This window comes from Janthinobacterium sp. B9-8 (assembly GCF_000969645.2).
GTDB lineage: Bacteria > Pseudomonadota > Gammaproteobacteria > Burkholderiales > Chitinibacteraceae > Iodobacter.
Genome location: NZ_CP014222.1, coordinates 190289 through 216680, shown reverse-complemented (window position 1 = coordinate 216680; position 26392 = coordinate 190289). Strand labels below are relative to the sequence as shown.

Annotated in this window: 15 protein-coding genes; 11 read left to right on the top strand and 4 right to left on the bottom strand. The window is 49.2% G+C overall.

What is annotated here, in order from left to right:
• Positions 1-245: 245 nt before the first annotated feature.
• The 4 genes from VN23_RS00870 to edd all read right to left on the bottom strand — a co-directional run bounded on the left by VN23_RS00870 (position 246) and on the right by edd (position 6015).
• Positions 246-1349 (bottom strand): porin, encoded by a 1104-nt coding sequence (locus VN23_RS00870; RefSeq protein ID WP_046350984.1) that lies wholly within the window; start codon positions 1347-1349, stop codon positions 246-248.
• A gap of 867 nt (positions 1350-2216) precedes the next feature.
• Positions 2217-3233: a type I glyceraldehyde-3-phosphate dehydrogenase gene (gene gap, locus VN23_RS00865; protein WP_046350983.1), complete on the bottom strand. Its 1017-nt coding sequence runs from the start codon at positions 3231-3233 to the stop codon at positions 2217-2219.
• A 182-nt stretch (positions 3234-3415) separates the two neighbouring features.
• The gene (gene eda, locus VN23_RS00860) at positions 3416-4039 is read right to left on the bottom strand and encodes a bifunctional 4-hydroxy-2-oxoglutarate aldolase/2-dehydro-3-deoxy-phosphogluconate aldolase (RefSeq protein ID WP_046350982.1); all 624 of its coding nucleotides are present in this window, start codon (positions 4037-4039) and stop codon (positions 3416-3418) included.
• Positions 4040-4188: 149 nt separating this feature from the next.
• A complete protein-coding gene (gene edd / locus VN23_RS00855; RefSeq protein ID WP_046350981.1) occupies positions 4189-6015 on the bottom strand; it encodes a phosphogluconate dehydratase in 1827 nt (608 codons plus the stop codon).
• Between the two features lie 304 nt (positions 6016-6319).
• On the opposite strand from edd, the gene zwf reads away from it, so the two are divergent.
• From zwf to VN23_RS00800, 11 genes are all read left to right on the top strand, one after another.
• Entirely contained in the window at positions 6320-7774 is a 1455-nt protein-coding gene (zwf, locus tag VN23_RS00850) for a glucose-6-phosphate dehydrogenase (RefSeq protein WP_046350980.1), read from the top strand.
• Between the two features lie 65 nt (positions 7775-7839).
• Positions 7840-8541: a 6-phosphogluconolactonase gene (pgl, locus tag VN23_RS00845; RefSeq protein WP_046350979.1), complete on the top strand. Its 702-nt coding sequence runs from the start codon at positions 7840-7842 to the stop codon at positions 8539-8541.
• A 150-nt stretch (positions 8542-8691) separates the two neighbouring features.
• A complete protein-coding gene (gene hexR / locus VN23_RS00840) occupies positions 8692-9543 on the top strand; it encodes a transcriptional regulator HexR (RefSeq protein WP_046350978.1) in 852 nt (283 codons plus the stop codon).
• Positions 9544-9580: 37 nt separating this feature from the next.
• Complete coding sequence (gene pgi / locus VN23_RS00835) at positions 9581-11227, top strand: glucose-6-phosphate isomerase (RefSeq protein ID WP_046350977.1); 1647 nt, start codon at positions 9581-9583, stop codon at positions 11225-11227.
• 121 nt (positions 11228-11348) lie between these two features.
• Complete coding sequence (gene aceE, locus VN23_RS00830; RefSeq protein ID WP_046350976.1) at positions 11349-14009, top strand: pyruvate dehydrogenase (acetyl-transferring), homodimeric type; 2661 nt, start codon at positions 11349-11351, stop codon at positions 14007-14009.
• Between the two features lie 99 nt (positions 14010-14108).
• Positions 14109-15737 carry a dihydrolipoyllysine-residue acetyltransferase gene (gene aceF, locus VN23_RS00825; RefSeq protein WP_046350975.1) on the top strand — a complete coding sequence of 543 codons (1629 nt, stop codon included), beginning with the start codon at positions 14109-14111 and terminating at the stop codon, positions 15735-15737.
• 312 nt (positions 15738-16049) lie between these two features.
• Entirely contained in the window at positions 16050-17831 is a 1782-nt protein-coding gene (gene lpdA / locus VN23_RS00820; protein ID WP_046350974.1) for a dihydrolipoyl dehydrogenase, read from the top strand.
• Positions 17832-18099: 268 nt separating this feature from the next.
• The gene (locus VN23_RS00815; protein WP_046350973.1) at positions 18100-22932 is read left to right on the top strand and encodes a PAS domain S-box protein; all 4833 of its coding nucleotides are present in this window, start codon (positions 18100-18102) and stop codon (positions 22930-22932) included.
• 113 nt (positions 22933-23045) lie between these two features.
• The gene (locus VN23_RS00810) at positions 23046-24185 is read left to right on the top strand and encodes a response regulator (RefSeq protein WP_046350972.1); all 1140 of its coding nucleotides are present in this window, start codon (positions 23046-23048) and stop codon (positions 24183-24185) included.
• A gap of 96 nt (positions 24186-24281) precedes the next feature.
• Positions 24282-24806, top strand: coding sequence for a glutathione peroxidase (locus tag VN23_RS00805; protein WP_046350971.1), 525 nt, complete (start codon positions 24282-24284; stop codon positions 24804-24806).
• A 274-nt stretch (positions 24807-25080) separates the two neighbouring features.
• Complete coding sequence (locus VN23_RS00800; protein WP_052746480.1) at positions 25081-26340, top strand: lytic polysaccharide monooxygenase; 1260 nt, start codon at positions 25081-25083, stop codon at positions 26338-26340.
• Positions 26341-26392: the final 52 nt, after the last annotated feature.

The following is a 26392-nucleotide window of genomic DNA, read 5'->3' as shown; positions in this document are numbered from 1 at the left end:
AGTACATCAAGGCGTATTCGCTTGTGTTACGAAACAAGAATACTCAATAGGTACAAACCCATGCAATATTGCGTCGCGTATCTGCAACATTGTGTGGTCCAAATGCAACACAGCCCCCGAGAGAATGGCGTAAATGCTAGCGCACACAAAAAAACGCCACGATGTGCATCGTGGCGTTTTTTTAGCTTTTAAAGTGCTAAGCCAACATAAAATGCCAGCTTTTCACTTTTAGGTCAGGTTCTAAATTAGAACGCTGTCCATGTACCTACCATCAGACGTGTCGCGTTTTTCTTATCTGAGTTAAGCGCAAAACCATCAAGCTGTGTATCGGCTGTCATTACACTAGCTTTACCAGCTGTGTCTAACATGTGATGACGAACTTGAGCAAATGCAACTGTGTTCTTAGACAGTGTGTAGTTGTACTGAGCGTTGATTACGTTCATGCCGTCATCACGCTTAGCACCATCAGTCTTGCTGTCTTGCACACGCTGATAACCAAGGTTGAAGTTGTTTTTGCCCATGGTGTAACCAGCAGCAACCAAGAATTGGTCAACTGTAGTTTTTTGACCCACTACAGCCAAATTAACAGTGCCCTTCCATTCGTTACGCTTGTAACCAGCAGCTAGATCAAACGCACCAGTTTTGTACTTAGCATCGATATTGTAAGTACGCAGTTTGTTTTCTGCATTACTACCTACAGTGAAGTCACCTGAGTGTCCCCAACCCTTAGCACCGCCACCGAATGTAGCAGCGTTAGAAGAAGCACTTTTGCCGTTTTTGGCTTCAGAAGCACCAGCAGCAACATTGAAACCGTAGCCAGTGTAGTTAGCTGTCAATTCCATAGCGCGAGCTGAGTTACGACCGTTACCCAAATCATACTGACCAGCAAAGCTAAAGCCACTGAATTTAGGTGAGAAGTAGCTTACGCCGTTTGCGTATTGAACTTGTTGCGAACCAAAGTCAGCCCACAAGTTGCCTTGACCTGAAGATGCAAAGCCATCTAACTCAAGGTATTGGTTAGAGAACTGGTTACCGAAGCGAACTTCACCGAACTTAGTTTCGTAACCGATCCAAGCTTCACGTTGACCAAAGCTGTCGTAACGATCTGGAGTCGCTACTTTTTGAGCCAGGCGCCATTTAAGCGTATCGCCGGAATCCAGCTTGTCAGTACCATCAACGTTTACGATAACTGCAATTTCTTCAGCAACTTTACCCTTACCATCTGTACCAGCTTGGTTAGTCTTGTACATCAGGTCCATTTCAGCAGAACCGCTGATGGTTACATCGGCGAATGCAGGAGCTGCAAACATTGCGGATACGGCAGTAGCGATAAGAACGCGCTTAAACATACTGAGATTCCTTTATCAATTTTAGAGCCACGAATTCAATAATTGAATTCGGATCCATAGGATTTGAAAGACCACTCAGCAGCGCATTTTATTTAAAGCCAACTCAGTAAAAAAACTGAATCTACTTAATAAAAATCAAGCGAGCTAAGTGCTCCGAAGCCCGTATATAACCACAGCGATAAATTTTGTTCTGCTGTAAAAATACCAAACCCGCATACGTAAAAATACCAACACAGTATCTATTTGGCATACACTAAGTAATACACTTTATATCTTAATAATCGAGCGCAAAAATACATTAAAACAAAATATAAATGTGGTAAATATTAATATATAAAACAAGTAAATATTTAACTTTTTTACTATTAAAAATAAGATAAGTAAATTGACAAAATTGAATAAAATATTCAATTGTCATTTAACATCCTCATAATTATTTTCCCTGACACGATCAATCAAACAACAAAAAAAGCATCAGGATCTGCCAGTAAATCAGCAGTAAAACAGGGATCAAGAGTATTCATGTTGCACATTTGCAACATGGTTTTTGCTTAAAAACTGACACATAAAATACTCAGTTTTAATTTATTGGGCCACACCTTGCTGACTTTCACTCCAGCCCACCGCAAAAAAACATACCTAATCACACTAAGACCGCACAGAGCATCCAATGGGTCTGACCAATCACTTCTTCCGCCAAGAAGCCCTAAAAAAGCCTCCAACGCCGCGAAATAAGGGCTGTATAAGGCGCCCATGCTTTAGAGCGGCCAAAGGCGCTAGCCCACGATCCAAGAAACCAGCAGGCAAAAAAATACCCGCATTGCTGCGGGTATTTTTTGAAACCGGGCTTAAGCTAAAGAAGTGTGCTTATTTAGCGTTCCACAATGCCTTAGTGGTATCGAGCATACGGTTAGAGAAGCCCCACTCGTTATCGTACCAAGACAGCACTTTCACCAAAGTACCACCGGAAACCTTAGTTTGCGATGCTTCATAGGTAGAGGATGCTGGGTCATGGTTAAAGTCGATTGATACCAATGGCAGGTCGTTGTAGTTCAACACGCCTTTCATTGGGCCTTCGGACGCTTCTTTCATGATCTGGTTGATTTCTTCAACTGTTGTCTCACGAGCAGCAGTGAAAGTCAGATCAACCAAGGACACATTGATCGTTGGTACGCGAACAGCGAAACCATCTAGCTTACCTTTCAGCTCTGGTAATACCAGTGCAACCGCAGCAGCAGCGCCGGTTTTAGTTGGGATCATCGAATGCGTTGCTGAACGAGCGCGACGCAAGTCTTCATGATAAACGTCTGTCAGTACTTGATCGTTGGTGTAGCTATGGATCGTGGTCATCAAGCCTGAAACCAGACCAATTTTATCGTTCAATGGCTTAACCAGCGGCGCAAGGCAGTTGGTTGTGCATGAGGCGTTAGAAATAACGGTGTCGCTTGCTTTCAGCGTGTCGTGGTTTACACCGAACACGATGGTTGCATCGACATCATTACCACCAGGCGCGGAGATAATGACTTTTTTCGCGCCAGCAGTGATGTGAGCCGAAGCCTTTGCTTTGCTAGCGAAGAAGCCAGTACATTCCATCACCACATCAACGCCGATTTCTGCCCATGGCAGATCAGCTGGATTGCGCTGAGCACAAACGCGAATTTTGTCGCCGTTTACAACCATGAACTCGCCATCAACCGATACTTTGCCAGCAAATTTGCCGTGCACGGTATCGTATTGAGTCAGGTGAGCATTGGTCTTAGCGTCGCCCAGATCGTTAATTGCTACGATTTGGAATTCATCAGTACGGCCAGACTCATACAAAGCGCGCAGTACATTGCGACCGATACGACCGTAGCCGTTAATTGCGATACGAATTGCTGCCATTGCCTGGTGCTCCTCAGAGAGTTCAGAAAAAACGCGCTCGCTACAGAGCCGCGCATAAAAAAATTGAATACAAAGAATACCCAACTGTCGTCTTGCTGACGATATGGCTATTCCCTATAAATAATGAAATATTGATTTAAATCTTAGAGTGAGCAAGTTTTTGTACCCACCTTACAATTTAATTACTTTCTAAATGCTGCTGCAGCACGAGCCAGGGCGGTAATCCCTGCCCAATCACCTGCCGCAACCATTTCTTTTGGTGCCAGCCATGAGCCACCTACACAACCTACATTAGGCATCGCCAAGAGTTTAGGCGCAGATTCTGGGCTTACACCGCCAGTTGGGCAGAATAAGATTTGTGGCAATGGGCCGCCCATTGCTTTCAGCATGCCGATGCTACCGGCCTGCTCAGCTGGGAATAGTTTTAAGGCATCAAAACCTTCTTCCAAAGCAGCGATTGCTTCAGATGGGGTCATTACACCGGGTAGTAATTGGATATCGGCAGCACGGGCCGCAGCAGCCAGCTTAGGTGTTAGGCCAGGCGTCACCGCAAATACCGCGCCTGCAGCTTTTGCTTCAGCAAATTGCTCTGGGCGCACTACAGTGCCTACGCCAACAATCGCGCCGGGTACGTTATCAACAATGGCGCGCACTGCTGCCAAAGCTGCATCGGTACGTAAAGTCACTTCAAGCACACATATACCACCCTCAACCAAGGCTTTTGCCAATGGAACTGCATGCTCTACTTTCTCGATTACCAAAACCGGCATCACCGGACAAGAGCGCATGATTTCGCGAATTTGCATGGGGTTGTTCTTCCTGTTCTGTAAATATTAGATATATAGGATGGGAGGAGCAGAGTGATACCCATCAGTAATGACAATTCGATGAGTATCTCGCTGAGTGCGAATGCTTTTCTTCACTCAGCGATGCTCCCCCATCAAAAAAAACTTAATTAATGAGCGAGGCCCATGCTGATTGCGCCTTCTTCAGCGCCAGTTGCTGCAGAGCGGAATGTGGCAAACAACTCACGCCCCATACCATGCTCATTAGCAGACAGATCTGCGGCATCCACGGTGCGAGCAGCCCAAACAGCTGCATCGACCTTGGCTTCAACCACGCCCGCATCGGCATCGAGACGGATGATGTCGCCCGTTCTAACCTTGCCCAATGGGCCGCCTTTTAAGACTTCTGGCGTCATATGAATGGCAGAAGGCACTTTGCCAGACGCGCCCGACATACGACCATCGGTCACCAAGGCCACTTTAAAACCGCGATCTTGCAAAAGCCCTAGCACAGGCGTGAGCTTATGCAGCTCTGGCATCCCATTGGCACATGGGCCTTGGAAACGCAGCACGACTACAAAATCTTTTTCCAACTCGCCACGTTTAAAGGCTGCCAACACATCATCTTGATCATCAAACACAATCGCTGGCGCTTCAACACAGCGATTTTCTGGTTTAACCGCAGAAATTTTGATGACAGAGCGACCCAAGTTACCCGCCAACAAGCGTAAACCACCGTCAGCACTAAATGGATTGCTAGCATGGCGAACCACATTGTCGTCAACGGGCTCAAGCGGGGCTGGGCGCCATACGGCCTTGCCATCCTCACCCAAGAAAGGCTCATTCGCATAAGGACGCAAGCTTTTGCCTGCTACGGTCAGCACATCTTCGTGCAGCAAGCCCGCATCAAGTAATTCACGAATCAAAAAGCCCATACCGCCAGCAGCATGGAAATGATTTACATCGGCCGAGCCATTAGGATAAATCTTTGCCAGCAGCGGAATAATGGCGGATAAATCATCGAAATCAGTCCAATCAATAATGATGCCCGCTGCACGAGCGATCGCAATCATATGAATGGTGTGATTGGTCGAGCCACCTGTTGCAAGCAAACCAACAATGCCATTTACGATACATTTTTCATCGACCACCTTACCTACCGGCGTAAACTCATCGCCCTTATAAGTAATAGCAATCGCACGTTGTGCTGCTGCAACAGTCAGCGCGTCACGCAGTGGGGTATTCGGATTAACGAAAGCGGCGCCTGGCAAATGCAGGCCCATCACTTCCATCAACATTTGATTAGAGTTAGCTGTACCAAAGAAAGTACATGTACCTGCGCCGTGGTAAGAGCCTTCTTCTGAGGCCAATAATTCTTCACGACCACATTTGCCTTCAGCAAATAACTGGCGCGCCTTGGCTTTTTCGCTATTAGCAATACCCGAGGTCATCGGGCCAGCAGGAACAAAAACCGTTGGCAAATGACCAAACTGCAATGCACCAATCAACAAACCCGGCACAATTTTGTCACAGACGCCTAAGCAAACCACGCTATCAAATACATTGTGCGATAGGCCAACTGCGGTCGACATGGCAATCACATCACGGCTAAACAGGCTGAGCTCCATGCCCGGCTGGCCTTGCGTCACACCATCACACATTGCTGGTACGCCACCCGCAAATTGTGCTGTTGCACCCGCCTGACGCACCGCCTCTTTAATAATGGCAGGAAACATTTCAAACGGCTGATGCGCGGACAGCATGTCATTGTAAGCAGAGACAATACCCAGATTGGGCTGACGCATTTCGCGCATCATTATTTTGTCGTTTTCTGGCGCAGCGGCCCAGGCGTGAGCCTGATTCGTACAGGCTAAACCCTTACGTAGCGGCTCCTTACTGGCAGCTTTTTCAAGGCGGGCTAAATAACGAGAGCGGGGGCCTTGGCTTCTTGCGATAATACGCGCAGTGACTTCGGCAAGCTTGGGATGAACGGACATAGACAAAGGCTCCGAGTTACGGCGCGATCACAGCACGCCACGTGCATTTCTGTAAAATTGATCGTAGTTTTACTACAAAGCACCTATAACTTCAACCGCATCAGCTTGGAAATTTGATTTCATTGCGCTGTATCAATAGTCAACATTTACACAGGGTTAACATTCTGCGCTACGTGTAATCCCCCATCATTCATGGGCCTTGGCGAATTTCGTTTGCGCCGCTATTTAGTGGTGTAGTAAGATTACAAAGTCTTACGTGCCCGCCAAGGCCCAAAAACCGAATTAAGAATAAGGACTCTCGCGGATGACTCCGATCGACGCTTTCGACATGGTGCTGTTCGGCGGCACTGGCGACTTGGTAATGCGTAAATTGCTACCAGCGCTGTACCACCAACATCAAGAAGGCAATCTGCCCCAAGAAGGGCGCATTGTCTGTCTGGGCCGCAGTGTTCCAGACACTGCTGCCTACCTCAAAAAAGCCCATGCTTTAGCCGTTGGCTACTTAGGGCGCCACTATAATGATACAGATTGGTCCTCGTTTGCTGCGCGTATTGAATACTTGCAGCTGGATGCCAATCATCCCGCAGAATTCAGTAAGCTAGCTGATGCACTCAATGCATTTCCAAAACGTGTTCGCGTATTTTATCTGTCGACTGCACCTGATTTATTTGCCCCGATCTCCAAGAGTTTGTCCGAAGCTGGCCTTGCTGCTGGCAACGCCCGCGTCGTGCTTGAAAAACCATTGGGACACGATTTAGCTTCATCAAACAAGATTAATGATGAAGTCGGTGAATATTTCCAAGAACATCAAATTTATCGAATCGACCATTATCTGGGCAAAGAACCGGTCCAGAACCTAATGGCTTTACGCTTTGCCAATACCTTGCTTGAGCCGCTCTGGCGCAGAGAATGGATACGCGACGTACAAATTACCGTTACCGAGCAAGTAGGCGTTGAATCCCGTGCCGATTTCTACGATAAAACCGGCGCATTGCGCGATATGGTGCAAAACCATCTCTTGCAGCTACTGACCATTGTTGCGATGGAGCCACCAGCATCGATCGATGCCGATGCTGTACGTGATGAAAAGCTCAAAATCTTACGTGCCTTAAAACCGCTCACAACCGAAGACGTTCACACCAAGGTTGTTCGTGGCCAATACCGCGCGGGTGCAGTGGATGGCAAACCTGTGCAAGGCTACCTGACCGAGCCTGATGTTCCGGCCCATTCAAAAACCGAAACCTTTGTGGCCCTTAAAGCAGAAATCCAGACTTGGCGCTGGGCGGGTGTACCGTTTTATCTACGCACAGGTAAGCGCTTATCCGAGCGCCTTGCCGAGATCGTGATTAACTTCCGCGAAACCCCGCACTCCATTTATGGCCGTACAGCCAGCACGCCAAATCGCTTGGTTATTCAGCTACAGCCTGCCGAATCTGTACGTCTTTATATGATGGCAAAAGAGCCGGGCAATCAAGGTCGTTTACGCCCTGTGCATCTGGATATGGATTTCAAAGAAATCTTCCAAACCCGCAGCCCGGAAGCATACGAGCGCCTGTTGCTTGATGTGATTCGCGGAGATCTATCGTTATTTGTACGCCGTGACGAGCAACGTGCAGCCTGGAAATGGGTTGAGCCTATTATCGACAACTGGGAAAGCAGCCCGGATGGTCCTAAGCCGTATACTGCCGGCACTTGGGGTCCTGCTGCCTCATCAGCCCTGCTATCGCGCGACGGCCTTTGCTGGCACGAAGAAGCTTAATTAAAATTGAGACTATAAAGCGGGCCAGTTTTCTGGCCCGTTCTTTCATTATCATGAGGTAAAACATGTCATCACTGTCATGGCACGAATATTCGTCAAAAGACGAATTAGATCATCAATTGGCTGATTTTATCGCTGAGCAATTAAGTGCAGCCATTGCGGCGCGTGGTCAGGCAGGAATTGCAGTATCAGGGGGAAGAACCCCCGCCGGCATGTTTAAAGCCTTGCGAGTAAAAGAATTAGACTGGTCAAAAGTAGTCATCACACTGGCGGACGAGCGCTGGGTTGCCCCCGATCACGCGGATAGCAATGAGCGTCTTACCCGTGAGAATCTCTTGCAGGATAAAGCTGCCCAAGCGACTTTTATTTCACAAGTATCAAATGCGGCCAGCGCGCATGAAGGCCAAGCGGCCATTGAAGAACGCCTTGCCGCCCTGCCGTCCCCGCTGGATGTGCTGATTTTAGGTATGGGAGATGATGGCCATACTGCATCGCTCTTCCCCAATGCAGCCGAGCTGGAAGCCGCCTGTGTATCAGACGCCCTTTGTGCTGCAGTCACCCCGCCAGCAGCGCCCCATCAGCGCATTACGCTCACTCTGCCTACACTGGCAAAAGCCCGTTCGGTAATCGTACATATCACTGGCGACAGTAAAAAAGCATTATTGCAAACGGCCTTGCTTGAGCAAAAACCAGCCACTGAGCTATTCCCTATCCGCCGTGTGCTGGATAAGTGCAATGGACTCAAACAGGTATTTTGGGCTACTTGATACTTTCCTAAGGCAGCTTAGGCGATCTGCGTGCGAGGTTTGTCTCGTTCAGCGATATTGCCCTGGCTCCCGAGTTTCATGTGCCATGGTGGCTTAGCCCAGCCAAAAAACGCTGGGCTAAGCCACCCTACAATTGTGTGAGAAAAATACATGCTCGAACGTATCAAGGCCGCACTCGATAGCCTCAGCAAATCAGAACGCAAAGTGGCAGAGCTGGTGATTGAGCAACCCAATCTGGTCGCTAATGCACCCATTGCGCAAATTGCCGACTTAGCGCTGGTTTCACAACCCACCGTGATTCGATTCTGTCGCTCACTCAACTGCTCTGGCTTGCAGGATTTCAAATTGCGTCTTACACGCAGCTTGGTGTCTGGCGTGCCTTATGTGCACTCTATGGTGAGCCGTGATGATTCGGCGCACGATCTGGCACGCAAATTATTCGACAATAATATTTCACATTTGCTGCGCTGCCGTAATGAACTCGATACCGAGGTCTTAGAGCGCGCGATCACCATTATGTCGAATGCCAAGAAAATTGAAGTCTACGGCCAGGGGCAATCCGGTGCGGTAGCGATTGATGCACAGAACAAGTTTTTCCGCTTAGGCGTGCCAACTGTTTCATACACCGATCCGCATATGCACGGCATGAGCGCATCGATGCTCGGGCCAGGGGATGCTGTTGTGGCTGTTTCTAACTCGGGCCGCACACTCGATTTACTGCGCTCGGTAGAAATTGCCCGTGATGCCGGAGCCGATGTCATCGGTATTACCCATTCCAAATCGCCATTGGCCAAGCGTTGCTCGCTTTGCCTTTATGCCGACACAATGGAAGACCCCGATCTTTACACCCCAATGATCACTCGTATTGTGCACCTGGTGATTATTGACGTACTCGCCGTAGGCGTAGCACTCAGACGCGGACCAGAACTCATAGACCAGCTCGAAAAAATGAAGCGCAGCCTCAAAGAAAAGCGTGTTCGTGGTCATGACAACTACAGCTGATTTTTAAGGACTCATTTACTTCATGCCAAACCACATCATGCCTAACCTCACACAATCGCCAGCGTGGCTTGCTCTGGAAGAGCACTTCAAAGAAGTGTCCCCTTTGCATTTACGTGATCTGTTTAACGACGATCCGCAACGCTTTGAGCAGTTTTCTATTGAATCGGGCGGCCTGTTTTTTGATTACTCAAAAAACCGCATTACCGCCAAGACCATGACTTTGCTGATGGATCTGGCCCGTCAGTCTGGCTTGGAAGATCGCATTAAAGCGATGTTTTCCGGGCAAAAAATCAATACCACAGAAAACCGTGCCGTTTTGCACACCGCCCTGCGTAATCTAGACAAACACCCGCTGATGGTTGATGGCGAAGATGTCATGCCCAAGGTCAATGCCGTTAAAGAAAAAATCGGCATTTTCTCGGATAAAGTACGTTCGGGTGAATGGCTGGGTTACACCGGCAAAGCGATTACCGATATTGTCAATATCGGGATTGGCGGCTCAGATCTTGGCCCGCTGATGGTTTGCCAGGCGCTCAAAGATTACGGCCATAAACGCCTGAAGATGCACTTTGTTTCGACGGTCGATGGTGATCAGGTTATTTCTACATTAGCCGAACTTAATCCAGAAACCACACTCTTTATTATTTCATCCAAAACATTTACCACTCAGGAAACACTGACCAATGCCCGCACATCGCGTGCATGGTTTGTAAAAGCCTCGGGTGATGAAAAACATATTGCCAAGCATTTTGTGGCTGTTTCGACCAATGCCAAGGCAGTCAGCGAATTCGGCATTGATATCAACAATATGTTTGAATTCTGGGATTGGGTCGGTGGCCGCTATAGCCTATGGAGCGCGATTGGTTTACCGATTGCTATTTATTTGGGCAAACATAATTACCAGGATCTTCTTCATGGTGCATACACCATGGATCAGCATTTCTGCAGTAAACCATTAGAGCAGAATTTACCGGTGATTATGGGGATGCTCGGTGTTTGGTATATCAATTTCTTTGGTGCCAGCACCCAGCTTATTTCGCCTTATAACCAATCGCTTTATCGATTCCCAGCTTATTTACAACAGCTGGATATGGAATCAAACGGTAAAACGGTTGATTTGAATGGCAAACGCGTGAACTATCGCACCGGGCCTGTTGTATGGGGCGATACCGGTATTAACGGGCAGCACGCTTATTACCAGTTATTGCATCAGGGCAGCCAAATCGTACCCGTCGATTTTATTGCCACCATAGAGCATCCGGATATTCCTGAGCCGCACAATACCATTCTGATGGCCAATGTATTTGCCCAGACAGAAGCATTTTTGCGCGGTAAAAATGAAGGAGAAGTCCGGGCAGAATTAGATAAACAAGGCATTACCGGCGAAGCACAGGATGCTTTAGTTCCACATAAAGTATTTGAAGGCAATCGCCCGACTAACACCATCTTAATGCAGCGTTTATCACCGAGGCGTTTAGGTGCACTGATTGCCCTGTACGAGCACAAAGTGTTTGTACAAGGCACGGTCTGGAATATTAATTCCTATGACCAATGGGGTGTAGAACTCGGCAAGCAATTGGCAAAAGCCATCGAAGCCGATTTAACTACCCCTGGCTTGACCACTAACCACGATGCTTCGACCAACGGTCTGGTGAATTATTACAAGCGAAATACTCCCCGTTAAACGGGATGTATCTATACATGCCTATTACAATGCAGGCCTTTTAAAGCAGGCGGGTCCACACAACCCGCCTCCTCACAATCACTGTGCGGATAATTAACCCACTCACAAGGTAGAGAGACCAATGGCAGAGCAGCTTCATGACCTCGATCCCCAAGAAACGCAAGAATGGCTAGAGTCACTCGATAGCGTCCTCGAAAAAGAAGGCGCAGAGCGCGCCCATTTCCTGGTTGAAAAGCTAGTCGATCATGCACGCCAAGATGGCGTCAATATTCCGTATACCGCTACTACAGCTTATATCAATACGATTCCGGCACACCTGCAAGCCAAGCACCCGGGCAAGCCTAATCTGGAAGAACGTATTCTGGCCTATACCCGCTGGAATGCAGCGGCGATGGTGGTTAAAGCTAATCGTGACGAAGCAGAGCCGGGCGGCCATATTTCTTCATTTGCCTCCGCAGCCACTTTATACGATATCGGCTGGAATCACTTCTGGCATGCGCCTTCAGAAAACCACGGCGGCGACCTGGTTTACTTCCAAGGCCATTCTGCACCAGGCGTTTATGCACGGGCTTTTCTTGAAGGCCGCATTACCGAAGATCAACTGAATAAATTCCGCCGTGAAGTAGAAGGCGGTGGCCTATCGTCCTATCCGCACCCTTGGCTGATGCCTGATTTCTGGCAGTTCCCAACGGTATCGATGGGTCTTGGCCCGCTGATGGCCATTTACCAAGCCCGTTTTATGAAGTACCTCGACGACCGTGGCTTTAAGCAAAAAGGCGATCGTAAAGTTTGGTGCTTCTGCGGCGATGGCGAAATGGACGAGCCAGAATCCTTAGGCGCGATTTCCCTAGCTGGCCGTGAAAAGCTCGACAATCTGATCTTTGTGATTAACTGCAACTTGCAGCGCCTTGACGGCCCAGTACGCGGTAACGGCAAAATCATTCAAGAGTTGGAAGGCGATTTCCGTGGCTCGGGCTGGAATGTGATCAAGGTAGTCTGGGGCACAGGCTGGGATGCCATCCTTGCTCAGGACAAAAAAGGCCTGCTGCAAAAACGCATGATGGAAGTAGTCGATGGTGAATACCAGACTTACAAATCCAAAAACGGTGCTTATGTACGCGAACACTTCTTCGGTGCTTACCCAGAATTGCTCGACTTGGTTGCGGCCATGTCGGATGACGATATCTGGCGTCTGACTCGCGGCGGTAACGATCTTTATAAAGTGTACGCAGCTTATAAAGCCGCTTCCGAGCACAAAAATCAACCGACGCTCTTGCTGGTTAAAACAGTAAAAGGCTTTGGCGTAGGCGCGGCCGGCGAATCACAAAACGTAGCGCACAACACCAAAAAGCTGTCGGACACCGATCTGCTTTACCTGCGTGATCGCTTTAATATCCCGCTGACCGACGAAGAAGCGATTGCTTGCAAATTCTATCGCCCTGCTGACGACAGCCAAGAGCTGAAGCATATGCACGAGCGCCGTTCGGCACTCGGCGGCTTTGTGCCATCCAGAAAGCCAATCGACGAGCCACTGGAAGTACCTGGCTTAGACGCATTACAAGGTTTATTGGGTAGCAGCGGTGAGCGTGAAATGTCCACCACCATGGCCTTTGTTCGTATCTTGAACACCTTGGTTAAAGACAAAAAAATCGGTAACCGCATCGTGCCTATCGTGCCGGATGAATCACGCACCTTTGGTATGGAAGGCATGTTCCGCCAGTTGGGTATTTGGTCACATGTGGGTCAGCTTTACGAGCCACAAGATGCAGACCAACTGATGTTCTACAAGGAATCCAAGACTGGCCAAGTATTGCAGGAAGGGATTAACGAAGCCGGTGCGATGAGCGATTGGATTGCTGCGGCAACCTCCTACGCCAACCACGGCGTCACCATGATTCCGTTCTACATCTACTACTCGATGTTTGGTTTCCAACGTATTGGTGATTTGGCATGGGCAGCGGGCGATTTACGCGCTCGCGGCTTCTTGGTCGGTGGTACGGCTGGCCGCACTACGCTGAACGGCGAAGGCTTGCAGCACCAAGATGGTCACGGCCATCTGTTTGCTGAGTTTATTCCGAACTGCGTGTCTTACGATCCAACCTTCGCTTACGAGCTGGCGGTGATTGTGCAAGACGGTATGCGCCGCATGTATCAAAACCAAGAGAACATCTATTACTACTTGTCAGTAATGAATGAAAACTACAGCCACCCAGCCATGCCAGAAGGCTCGGCCGCAGGCATCCTGCGCGGCATGTATATGTTCCAAGAGGGCGCCAAAGATGCTGCACTGAAAGTGCAGCTGATAGGCTCAGGTACCATCTTCCGCGAAGTGATCGCTGCGGCAGATCTACTGAAAGCTGATTTTGGTATTGATGCTGATATCTGGTCTTGCCCAAGCTTTAACGAACTGCGCCGTGATGGTATGGCGGTTGAGCGTCACAATATGCTTAACCCAATGGCAGCACAGCAAGTGCCTTATGTAACTGAATGCTTGACTGGTCGTACAGGCCCTGTGATTGCGGCTACCGATTACAAACGTGCGTTTGCAGATCAAGTTCGTGAATACGTTCCTGCTAAATACGTTGTGCTGGGTTGCGACGGCTATGGCCGCTCCGATTCACGTAAAGCATTGCGTAGCTTCTTTGAAGTCGATCGCTACCACGTTGCGATCGCTGCACTGAAAGCACTGGCTGACGAGGGCAAAATTCCTGCTGCGAAAGTAGCAGAGGCTCTTGAAAAGTACGGCATTGCAGCCAACCGCCCAGCGCCTTGGACCGTGTAAAGCAGTGAGACTTTGTCTTAAGCAGCACGCTTAAAGACAAGGAGGAGGGATTCGTCCCTTCTCCCCTCTCACTCCATACCCCTCACAGGATTCGTATATATGAGCACATTGATTGAAGTAAAAATCCCCGACATCGGCGGCCACGAGGGCGTTGAAGTGATCGAGGTTTTTGTAAAAGTTGGCGATACCATTGAAGTAGAGCAATCACTGATTACACTCGAAACCGACAAGGCAACGATGGAAGTGCCATCGACCCACGCCGGTGTTGTAAAAGAAATGAAGATTAAAATTGGCGATAAGGCGTCTGAAGGCAGCATCGTTTTACTGCTAGAAGCCGCAGATACCGCCAGTGCAGCAGCACCTGCTGCGGCTCCTGTTGCAGCGCCCGCTCCTGTAGCAGCTGCTCCAGCTCCGGCAGCGGCTCCCGTAGCCAGCGTTGCCAGCAGCATCGAAGTGCGCGTACCGGATATCGGTGGGCACGATGCAGTTGATGTGATCGAAGTATTTGTAAAAGTCGGCGATGTGGTTGAGAAAGAACAATCACTGATCACGCTAGAAACCGACAAAGCCTCGATGGAAGTGCCGTCCCCTGAAGCGGGTGTGGTTGAAAGCATCACGCTAAAAGTGGGCGACAAAATCAGCGAAGGTGGCTTGATTCTGGTACTGAAAGGCATTGCATCATCAGCTGCCGCAGCACCGGTGGCTGCAGCTGCTAGCGTTGCGGCTCCAACGCCAGCTCCAGTTGCAGCACCTGCTCCCGTTGCAGCTCCCGCAGCAGCAGCGCGTACAGTTGACGAAGCCAGCTTCAAAAAATCCCACGCATCGCCTTCGATTCGCAGCTTTGCTCGTGAATTGGGCGTTGATCTGGGCCGCATCACCGGCACAGGGCCTAAAGGCCGTATCTTGCATGGCGATGTACAAGCTTATGTGAAATCGATTATGAGCGGCCAAGCTGCAGCGCCAAATGCGCCCGCAGCAACAGGCACAGGCTCTGGCCTTGATCTGCTGCCTTGGCCAAAAGTCGATTTCGCCAAATTTGGCCCTATCGAAACCAAGCCGCTAAGCCGTATTCAGAAGCTATCTGGCGCCAATCTGCACCGCAACTGGGTAGTGATTCCACACGTCACGTTTAACGACGAATGCGATATCACCGAGCTGGAAGAATTCCGCAAATCCATAGCTAAAGAGTGGGAAAAGAGCGGCATGAAGCTCTCGCCACTGGCCTTTATTATTAAAGCCGCGGCTGAAGCGCTGAAAGCCTTCCCTACCGTTAACGCCAGCCTCGATGGCGACAATTTGATCTTAAAACAGTATTACAACATCGGCTTTGCTGCTGACACGCCAAATGGCTTGGTTGTACCTGTTATCAAAAATGTCGACCAAAAAGGCCTGAAGCAAATCGCCAAAGAATTGACCGACCTTTCCGCCTTAGCGCGTGAAGGAAAGCTCAAGCCGACCGATATGCAAGGCGCAACCTTTACCATTTCTAGCCTTGGCGGCATTGGCGGCACTAGCTTTACGCCTATCGTCAACGCCCCTGAAGTGGCGATTCTTGGCGTGTGTAAATCACAAGTTAAGCCGATCTGGAATGGCAAAGAATTTATGCCACGCCTGATGTGCCCGTTGTCGCTCTCCTTCGATCACCGCGTCATCGACGGCGCAATGGCCGGCCGCTTCACCGTGCAACTCGGCAAGCTCCTAAGCGATATCCGCCGCTTGGTGTTGTAAGCAGAAATTTAAATCTCATCTTAGGGTGAGCAAACCGCTTCCTAGCTAGCAAGATTTGTCGCTGGCCTTGATAGAGAGCTAAACCTTGAACCACAGAGTAAAACGAGAACACAGAGCACACAGAGAAATGTATCAGATTATTGATTTTCTCTGTGTGCTCTGTGCTCTCTGTGTTCTCTGTGGTTTGAGATTTTGCTCCCTCAGCGTCAAGCTAAAACCGCTTGATCATCTGGAACCGTGTTGCTCCTCCAATAGGTAGATCTTTAGATTTTTCCAGACTTAGCCCCTTGCACAGATCAAATGGAATAAATGATGAGCAATCTAATCGAAATTAAAGTCCCCGATATCGGCGGCCATGACAATGTGGATATCATCGAAGTCTTCGTTAAAGTCGGCGACACGGTGGCCGTTGAAGAATCCCTGATTGCGCTAGAAACCGATAAAGCGACGATGGAAGTGCCTTCTACCCATGCTGGCGTAGTGAAAGAAGTCAAAGTCGCCGTGGGCGGCAAAGTTTCTGAAGGTAGCTTGCTGGTGATTTTAGAAGTGGCAGCAACTGCCACCGCTACTCCAGCCGCAGCGCCAAGCCCAGCAGCGGCTGCCGCTCCTGCCCCAGCACCACAAGCCGCCCCAGTTGCAGGCAGCCACACGGGTGTCGCTGATTACGAATGCGAAATGGTGGTACTCGGTGGTGGTCCAGGTGGCTACTCCGCGGCTTTCCGTGCTGCTGACCTTGGCATGAAAACCATCGTCGTTGAGCGTTTTTCTAAGCTAGGCGGTGTGTGTTTAAACGTCGGTTGTATTCCTTCTAAAGCCCTGCTGCACAATGCGGCGGTGATTGATGAAGTGAAACACTTGGCGGCCAACGGGATTAAGTTTGGCGAGCCAGAGATTGATATCGATGCGCTACGTGGCTTTAAAGAAAAAGTAATTGGTAAGCTGACTACGGGCTTAGCCGGTATGGCCAAGGCACGTAAAGTAGAATTCGTACGTGGCGTGGCGCGCTTTATTGATCCTCACCATATGGAAGTACAAATCACTTCGGGTGATGGCAAAGAAGTCACTGGCGAGACCAAAATCATCAAGTTCCAGAAAGCGATTATCGCTGCTGGCTCTTCAGTATTTAAGCTACCCTTTGTGCCGAATGATCCACGCGTGGTCGATTCAACCGGCGCGCTGGAGCTGAAATCTGTACCCAAACGCATGCTGATTTTGGGCGGCGGGATTATTGGTCTGGAAATGGGCACGGTTTACTCCACACTGGGCGCACGCCTTGATGTGGTGGAAATGCTCGACGGCCTGATGCAGGGCGCAGATCGCGACCTCGTTAAAGTATGGGAAAAATGGAATTCCCATCGCTTTGACAACATCATGCTCAAGACCAAAACTGTCGCACTAGAAGCTAAAGAAGACGGCATCTGGGCCACTTTTGAAGGCGAAAATGCCCCAAAAGAGCCGCAATGCTACGACCTCGTACTGCATGCAACTGGCCGCGTACCTAACGGCGGCAAAGTCGGCGCAGAAAACGCTGGTGTGATCGTAACCGATCGCGGCTTTATCCCTGTCGACAATCAAATGCGCACCAATGTGCCGCATATTTTTGCGATTGGCGATTTGGTTGGCCAGCCTATGCTGGCACACAAAGCCGTGCACGAAGCGCACGTTGCTGCTGAAAATGCAGCGGATCACAAAGCCTTCTTTGATGCCCGCGTGATTCCTGGCGTGGCCTATACCGATCCTGAAGTCGCCTGGGTAGGTGTCACCGAAGATGAAGCCAAGAAAAATGGCATCAACTACGGTAAAGGCGTATTCCCATGGGCCGCATCTGGCCGTGCTATTGCCAATGGCCGTGACGAAGGCTTTACCAAGTTGATCTTTGATCAAGATACCAAGCAAATCATCGGCGGTGCGATTGTTGGCCCACACGCTGGCGATATGATCGGTGAAATTTGCCTTGCCATCGAAATGGGTTGCGATGCCGTAGATATCGGCAAAACCATCCACCCTCACCCAACCATGGGCGAATCGATTGGTATGGCTGCCGAAGTATTCAAAGGCGTATGCACGGATCTGCCACCGCAGAAAAAGAAGTAACTAAGTCACTGTGCAGCAAAAAACCCGGCTTGCCGGGTTTTTTTACGCCATTTTGAGCAGAAAAATAACCGTACTTAATCATGTAGACACAGACGCTTTATCATAAAGCAAGACATAAACTTACAAAATATGCACAATATTTACTAATTAATGACCAAAGTACATAAGATTATCTACCATTAAATTACAAGATCCTTGAAGGTTTACCAGACTAACCTAAGCTTAAGGAAGAAAAGTGTTACTACCTTAATAAGAAGGTGCTCTGGTAATGTCCGCAGCTTCAAGTGAAATAGCCCAACAACAACTGATCGATCTGATCCCTGCTGGCATTTATTTGTGCAATGCCAGTGGGCAGTGTCGCTATGGCAATACCGCCTTGCTGGCGATGTTTGGCTTATCACTTGAAGAAAGCTTGGGATATGGGTGGCTTAAAAAGCTGCACCCCGAAGATTGCCAGACCGTCCATCAGCAATGGCAGAATGCACTCGCAACCCAAACTGAATTTGAGCTTTCTTTTCGCATTCTGCGGCCTAATCATGAGCTACGCTATCTGCGCTCCAGAACAAAGCCGCTCTGGGATGCGCATGGCCAAATATCCGGCTATATCGGCAGCGTGGAAGACATCACGGCAAGCCATAGGCTCAGCGAGCAGTATGAGTATTATTTCGATGCCTTGATCAAAGCCTCGCCTGCGCCCAATCTAATTTGCGATACAGCAGGCAAAATCATTTATCTTAATCCCGCCTTTAGCGACAGTTTTGGCTATCAGCTTGATGAGATGCCCAGATTGGCAGACTGGTGGCGTGATGCGGATCCTGAACACCGGCATTTACATCAGCAAAACTTGCTTTCTAAACAAGAAAACCCTGTTTTCCCAAGCCTCGAATTAAGCGTTTGCTGCAAGAATGGCCTTTATAAAACTATTCAAGCTAGCCGCAGCATTTTGCCCCTTCAGGCAGGCAAAGCCATTTTGATGACGCTACGTGATTTAAGCGAGCTGAACACCCGGCAATCCGGCTTGCAAGAGCAAGCCCAGCAATACCGGCAATTATTCAACAATGCCGATTTATCAATCTGGAATCAGGACATGACAGCCCTGCTTATCCATCTCACCGCACTTCGTGATGCAGGCATTACCGATTTAGCCGCCCATCTTGAGCACACCCCCGCCGCCCTCATTAATATGATCAGCCTGTTCCGCGTAATCGATATTAATCCAGCCACGCTGGCGCTATTTGAAGGCAGCAGCAAAGCCGAATTTATGCAGGGCTTTACCTCTTTATTTGGCGAAGGTGCGCTCGAAGTCATTCGGCAGGAATTAATGGCTTTTTGGCGGGGAGACCGTGTTTTTCGCAGCGAAGTTAATCTCAAGACCTTGCAAGGCAGGCAATTTCAAGCCCTGCTTTCCTACCCGATTCCCTCTTCAATTGAAGAAGCCCGCATTGTGCCGGTCAGCATTCAGGACATCAGCAAGCTCAAAGAAAGTGAGAGCCGCTGGCAATTTGCAATCGAAGGCTCAGGCGACGGGCTTTGGGATTGGGATATTACCTCCAATACGGTCTTTTACAGCCGGCGCTGGAAGGAAATGCTGGGCTTTGCCGAAGATGAAATCGGCAATCACTATGAGGAGTGGCAAAAACGAGTCTACCCGGAAGATCAGCCTCGGCTGATGGCCAATATCCAGGCACACCTCACAGGCAGCACGCCACACTTTAGCCACGAATACCGCATTCTGAATAAAGATGGCAGCTGGAAATGGATTGTTGATCGGGGCATGGCCGTTAGCCGTAGCGCCGAAGGCTTAGCGCTCAGGGTTATTGGCACACAGCATGATATTACCGAAAGAAAAAACAATGAAAACGCACTGTTAAGCAACCAGGCTCAGCTTGCCGGCATGATCGATTCGGCAATGGATGCAATTATCACCACCGATGCCGAATTCAATATTATTTTATTCAATCAATCGGCAGAAAATATGTTCGGTTATCCCGCCACACAAATGCTGGGATGCCCTATTGAAACGCTTATCCCCACCCAACTTGCAATAAAGCATCGTGAACTGATGCAGCAATTTGCCAGCCAGGGCAAAGGGCATCGCAAAATGAGCGGTACTACAGGCCGCCAAGTAATGGGCCAGCACGCCGATGGTCATGAGTTTCCCATTGAAGTGGCGATTTCCTATTTACATAATTTAGGCAAACCGGTTTACACCGCCATGGTGCGCGATATCACTGATCGCATCGACTATGAGCTGAGCTTATTGCAGTTAACAACCACTCTGGAGCTGCGCGTGATCGAGCGCACTCAGGAGCTAGAAGCGGCTAAACAACAGGCAGAAAACGCAAATCAAGCCAAAAGCGCGTTTTTAGCCAATATGAGCCATGAAATTCGTACTCCGCTCAATAGCGTGCTGGGCATGGCGCATTTAGCCCAGCTCACCCCTTTAAGCGCCAAGCAAAGCGATTATCTGCAAAAAATCACCCTATCTGGCCGGCATTTGCTGGATTTAATCAACGATATCCTCGATTTTTCTAAAATTGAAGCGGGCAAGTTAGAAATCAATAAGCGCGACTTTTCCCTACCCGAGCTCATTGATAATGTGCATGAACTGATTCAGCAAAAAGCAGAAGAAAAAAACTTATTACTTCGCACCATCATCAGCGAACAAGTGCCGCCATTTGTACAGGGCGATGATTTGCGTATCAGACAAGTACTGATTAACTTACTCAGTAATGCCATTAAATTTACCGAGCAAGGCACGATTACCCTCTCTATTCTCCATGATGACGCCGGCTGCATCCTATTTAGCATCCAAGATACAGGTATAGGCATTTCTGCCAAGGCCCAAACACAGTTATTTCAATCCTTTCAGCAAGCAGATAATTCAATCACCCGCAAATATGGCGGCACGGGGCTGGGGCTGGCGATTAGTCGCCAATTAGTCGAGCTGATGGGGGGGGCACTCAGCGTAGAAAGCCAATTGGGCGAAGGCAGTGAGTTTAAATTTTGCCTCGAGCTTCCTGAAATCCAGGCCCTGCCCAAGCCGCTGCCGCATTGGTCAAAAAACAAAGCCAATGAACACTTTTTAATTGGAAAGCGCATTCTGCTGGCCGATGATCACCCTTTTAACCAGCAAATTGGCGCTGAGTTACTCGAAATGATGGGTGCCGAAGTGAGCATTGCCAATCATGGCTTAGAAGCCATTTTGCTGGCAGAGCAAAGCCACTTTGATGCCATTTTGATGGATGTGCAAATGCCTGAAATGGATGGCATTACCGCCTGCCAGATGCTCAGAAAAAAACCTGAATTTAATGATCTCCCTATTATCGCCATGACCGCGAATGTATCAACCGACTATCGCCAGCACTGCCTCAGTGCCGGTATGAACGACTTTATCGGCAAGCCCGTGCAGGCAGAAAAGCTTTATCAAACACTGGCTTACTGGCTGGGCGATCAACAACAAGCCGCCGAAATTGATACCGAAGAGTTACCGCCCACGGTAAGCAGCGATGAGCATGCCCTGCTGATAGATCTAAGCCAAATGCAAAATATGCTGGGCAATGATCCAAAGCGGCAAAGCAAGTATTGCGAAAAATTTGCACAATCCATTCAGGAAGGGCTTAGCCATATCAGCCAGGCCAAGCTCAATGTGGTGCAAATTAATCAGGAATGTCACCGGCTTAAATCAATTGCCCGCACCGTTGGCGCCATGCTGCTGGGCAAGCAATTAGCCACGATGGAGCAGATCAATCAGACCATTAGCCCGGCGCTGCTGCTAAGCCATATTGAGCAACTTCATCTGCTGTTTCAGCAAACTTGCCAGCATTTACAGCATATCGGCTTGCTAAGCAGCAGCACAGAGCTGACCGCCTCTACCCAAGAAAGCCAGCAAGCCGTCAGCATCCTGCTGGTCGACGATGATGAATTTATGCTGGACGCTATCCAGCAGCATTTAAACGATTTAGGCATCAGCCAAGTCACACCCATTCTGAGTGCAAAAGCCGCCTTGCTCAGGCTAAGGCAAGCACCACTGCCCAACTGGATATTTTGTGATTTGCAAATGCCGGATATGGATGGCGTTGCCTTTTTACGCCAGCTTGGATCGCTGCATTACACCGGCTATATCGCCATTCTCTCTGCGCTGGACAGGCAAGTACTGAAGGCCGCCGAATTACTCGCTCATTCTTTTAATTTAAAGCTGGCAGGAGTGCTAACCAAACCTGTTAAAAAAAACGAGCTGGCCGCGCTTTTATCACAGCAACCCGCCTACTCGGCGCTTTCGCAAGCCCATAACAAGCCGCCTGAATTGCAGCTGCTTGAAGAGGAGTTGCGCCACGGGCTGGCTTGCGGGGAAGTGGAGCTGTACTACCAGCCCAAGGTCAGCACCAAGGAGCACATTGTGATTGGTGCTGAAAGCCTGGCACGTTGGCGGCACCCTACACGTGGTTTACTCGGGCCGCATTTATTTGTGCCAGCCATCGAAGCACTTGGCCTGATTGACGAGCTGACCTTCTGCGTACTACGCATTGCCTCCCGCCAACTAAGAGAATGGCAGGATCAGGGCGAGCAAATCAAGCTATCGATCAATGTATCAATGGGTAATCTGCATCGCCTTGAGCTGCCCGACTTATTTGCCCAAGTGCTTCAGGAGCATGGCATTAGCCCGGAATCGATTACGCTGGAAATCACCGAAACCCAGCTCTCGCATGATTATGTGCTGAGCCTGGATATCCTGACCCGCTTACGCATTATGGGTTTTGGTTTATCGGTAGACGATTTTGGCACCGGGTTTTCCACCATGGAGCATCTTATCCAGATTCCCTTTACCGAGCTCAAAATCGACAAAGCCTTTGTGCGCGGTGCAACGCAAGATTTATCCGCCAAAACAATACTGGAGCACAGCGCAGATCTTGGCCGGAAATTTGCACTCAACCTTGTAGCAGAAGGCGTTGAAACACAAGAAGACTGGGATCTGGTCGCCCAGATTGGCTGCCATGAAGTACAAGGCTATCTGATCGGCCACCCCATGCCCGCCAGCGATTTTATGCTCTGGAAAAAAAACTGGGAGTCGGGTGGCCGGGAGTACAGCGCGAACCCATAAATGCAAAAAAAGTGATTGAAGAAGCAAAATATTTTGTAATCCGCTCCTAACCCACCCGCCATTTTCCAAAAAGGCTTGCTTAGCCAAGCGCTTACTTTTACAGGATAGAGATCATGAACAATCAAGAAAAGCCGCTGGTCCTCATTGTTGATGATGATCTCTTTATGCTGGATTTTATCTTTGATGCTTTAAGCGAAACATGCAATGTAATCACGGCAGAAAACGGCAAGGCCGCGCTCCAACTCACACAACAACAGCGCCCAAAACTAGTATTAGCCGATGTCATCATGCCCGAAATGGATGGCTATGAATTATGCCGCCAGATTAAAAGTGATTTTGATATCAGCGATACTCCGGTGCTGTTTTTATCTGCGCTGGACGCTATTGAAGATCGCCTGCAAGGCTTTGATGTAGGCGGAGAAGATTTTGTACTAAAGCCTGCCAACCCAAAAGTATTACAAGCTAAAGTAGCCCATGTTCTGCAATTAATTAAAGAACGTCAGCAATTAAAATCACAAGCGCAATACGCCACCAATACCGCCATGATGGCCATGACCAGCATGAGTGAAACGGGCCTGCTAATCGAAGGCCTCAAGCATTTTAATCGCTGCAACACCCCTGTGGAGCTCGCCAAGTCTTTGCTCAATGCCCTGGCTTTATTTGAAGTGGATAGCGTGGTTGAGTTTTTATTGCCCGCCGGAAAATCACTTGCCGTCAATACGCGCGGGCCAGCCAGTGCACTGGAAACATCCATCTTGCACCATATGGCCACGATGGATCGCATCACCCAGTTTAAAAGCCGGATGTCGATTACTTTCCCGCATATCCGCGCCCTGATCTGCAATATGCCCGAGCACGATCCTGATCGCTGCGGCCGGCTGCGCGATCATCTGGCCATTCTGATTGAAGCCACCGAAGCAAAGCTAGAAGCACTCAATACCATGGTGCAAGCCAAACAACAGGGCCTTGCCATTGAAGAAACAATCAGATCGCTCACAGCCGCACTCAGCAAAACCGATGAGCTGCAAAGAAATGGCCGCGCTTCAGCATCGATTATTCTCAATACTGTCACCACGCGAATTGAGGCTGCTCTGGTCAGCTTACAACTCACCGAACGTCAAGAGGCCTCATTAATCTCCATACTTCGCAGCGGCCTAGAAGATATTTCAAATACCTTGCATGCCGATGCTGATTTTCAAGACCAGCTCAGCTCGGCCATTAAAGCACTACAAAGCACGATGAATGAAACATAAAAACCGAGCGGATCACGCATAAAAATATTGCACACCTTAAACAATGACTCATGCAAAATCAGGCTATGCTAAGCAAACCGCCTAAAGGATCTTTCCATGCGCTTACTTGCCCTAATGGTTTTTTGCAGCTCAATCAGCATGGCGGCCTGCCCGCCCTTACTGGATTACCAAAGTAAAACCTTAAAAGGAGAGCCCTTTAATTTATGCAGCTATAGCGGCAAGCCTATTCTGGTGGTCAATACCGCCAGTAAATGCGGCTTTACCCCGCAATTTGATAAGCTAGAAAAAATCTATGCCAAATATAAAGAACAAGGCTTATTGGTGGTCGGTTTTCCATCTAATGATTTCAAACAAGAGCTAGCCGACAATAAAGAAATCGGCGATTTCTGCCGCCTTACCTACTTTGTAGAATTCCCCATGCTAGAGAAATCCAGCGTGCGCGGCGCAGATGCCAACCCCCTGTTTAAGCGATTAACTGCGGCATCAGATACCTCACCCAAATGGAATTTCTATAAATACCTGATCGCCCCGGATGGCAAAACAGTCACCGCCTATAGCTCGATCACCGAGCCGGACGATAAGGAAATTATTAGTAAGATTGAGGGCTGGCTGAAGAAATAATAAGCAGACTAGGCTTATTTCCCTCTTAGGCAAAACCACCAGAATAGCGACCTTTCGCAGGAGCGGTCTTAGCCGCAAAAATGCCCCTTCAGCCATTCGTGGCTGAAGCCGCTCTTACGATGCTTCCATTTTACAAACATAATCTGTAATCAAAATCTAGGGGTTTTATCTGGGCAACCCTAATTGAGTTTTCCCCTATCTTTCACTAAGCTGATGTCGGTCATTTGGCTCAGATCAAAGACCTAATCCCCTTATAACGATGGATGAGAAAACAATGAATAAATATGCTCTGCCCGCCCTGCTGGCTAGTCTGCTTGCCCCGCTTGCCAGCGCCCACGGCACGATGGAAGTGCCGATCAGCCGTATCCTCAGCTGCTTTAAAGAAGGCCCGGAAAACCCAAAATCAGCGGCCTGCCAGGCAGCCGTCGCGCTATCCGGCCCTCAAATGCTGTATGACTGGTCAGGGGTTAATCAGCTTCCTAATGGCAATCACAAAGCCTTTGTGCCAGATGGCCAGCTTTGCGCCGGGGGGAAATCTAATTATGCGGGGATGAATTTAGCCCGCACAGACTGGCCAGTGACGCCGATTGCGGCAGATGCCAATGGGCAATTTGATTTTATTTATACCGCACCCGCCGCACACCAAACCCGTAATTGGCAATTTTTTATCACCAAAGATGGCTGGAATCCTAATAAAGCGCTGGCTTGGTCTGATCTGGAAGAAGCCCCATTTTGCACGCTGGGCAATACGGCCGCAGTCGATAAAAAATACAAACTAAGCTGCCCGCTGCCTAAAAAGACCGGCGTACACATTATTTATAATGTGTGGCAACGTAGCGATAGCGATGAGGCGTTTTACTCCTGCTCCGATGTTAATTTCTCTGGCGCGCTTTCCACTTATAAAGAATTAGGCCAGATTCGTGCCCAGCAGGATTTAAAAGCCGATACCAAGGTGACCTTCCGTCTGTTTGATAAAGACGGCCGTGATGTGGAGAGCTTTTCGATCACCACCGGCTATGATCCACAAACTGGCGAAAATATCGCTTTAGCCGTGAACTGGCCTTTCTATCTGGCCCAAAAAGTAAACATCAGCTCGCGCTATATCAGCGTGGGTGTACTGGCGAGCAACGGCAGCGTATCCCCGGTTAAATCGGTGCAAGACAACCGTGTTTATGCCCGCAATAATGGCGAATACAGCTTTAAAATTGATATTGGCGGCGTGATTGTGCCGACACCAACTCCAACACCTGTGCCCACTCCAGTTCCGACACCTGTACCGACGCCAGTTCCAACACCTGTGCCGACGCCGGTACCCACTCCGGTTCCTACACCAGTTCCAACGCCGGTGCCAACACCGCCACCATCCAGCAGCTGCGCGCCAGATTGGAAAGCAAGCAGCACCTACGCCACGGTCAATACCAAGGTCAGCCAGAACCTGCGTAACTACCAAAACAAATGGTGGACGACGGGTGAAGAGCCAGCAAAAAGCGGCCAGTGGGGTGTGTGGAAAGACCTAGGTGCTTGCAAGAAGTAAATCTCGTCAGCCAGCTGCAACCCGCCGTTTATAAACTTTTAAGGCATAAGGC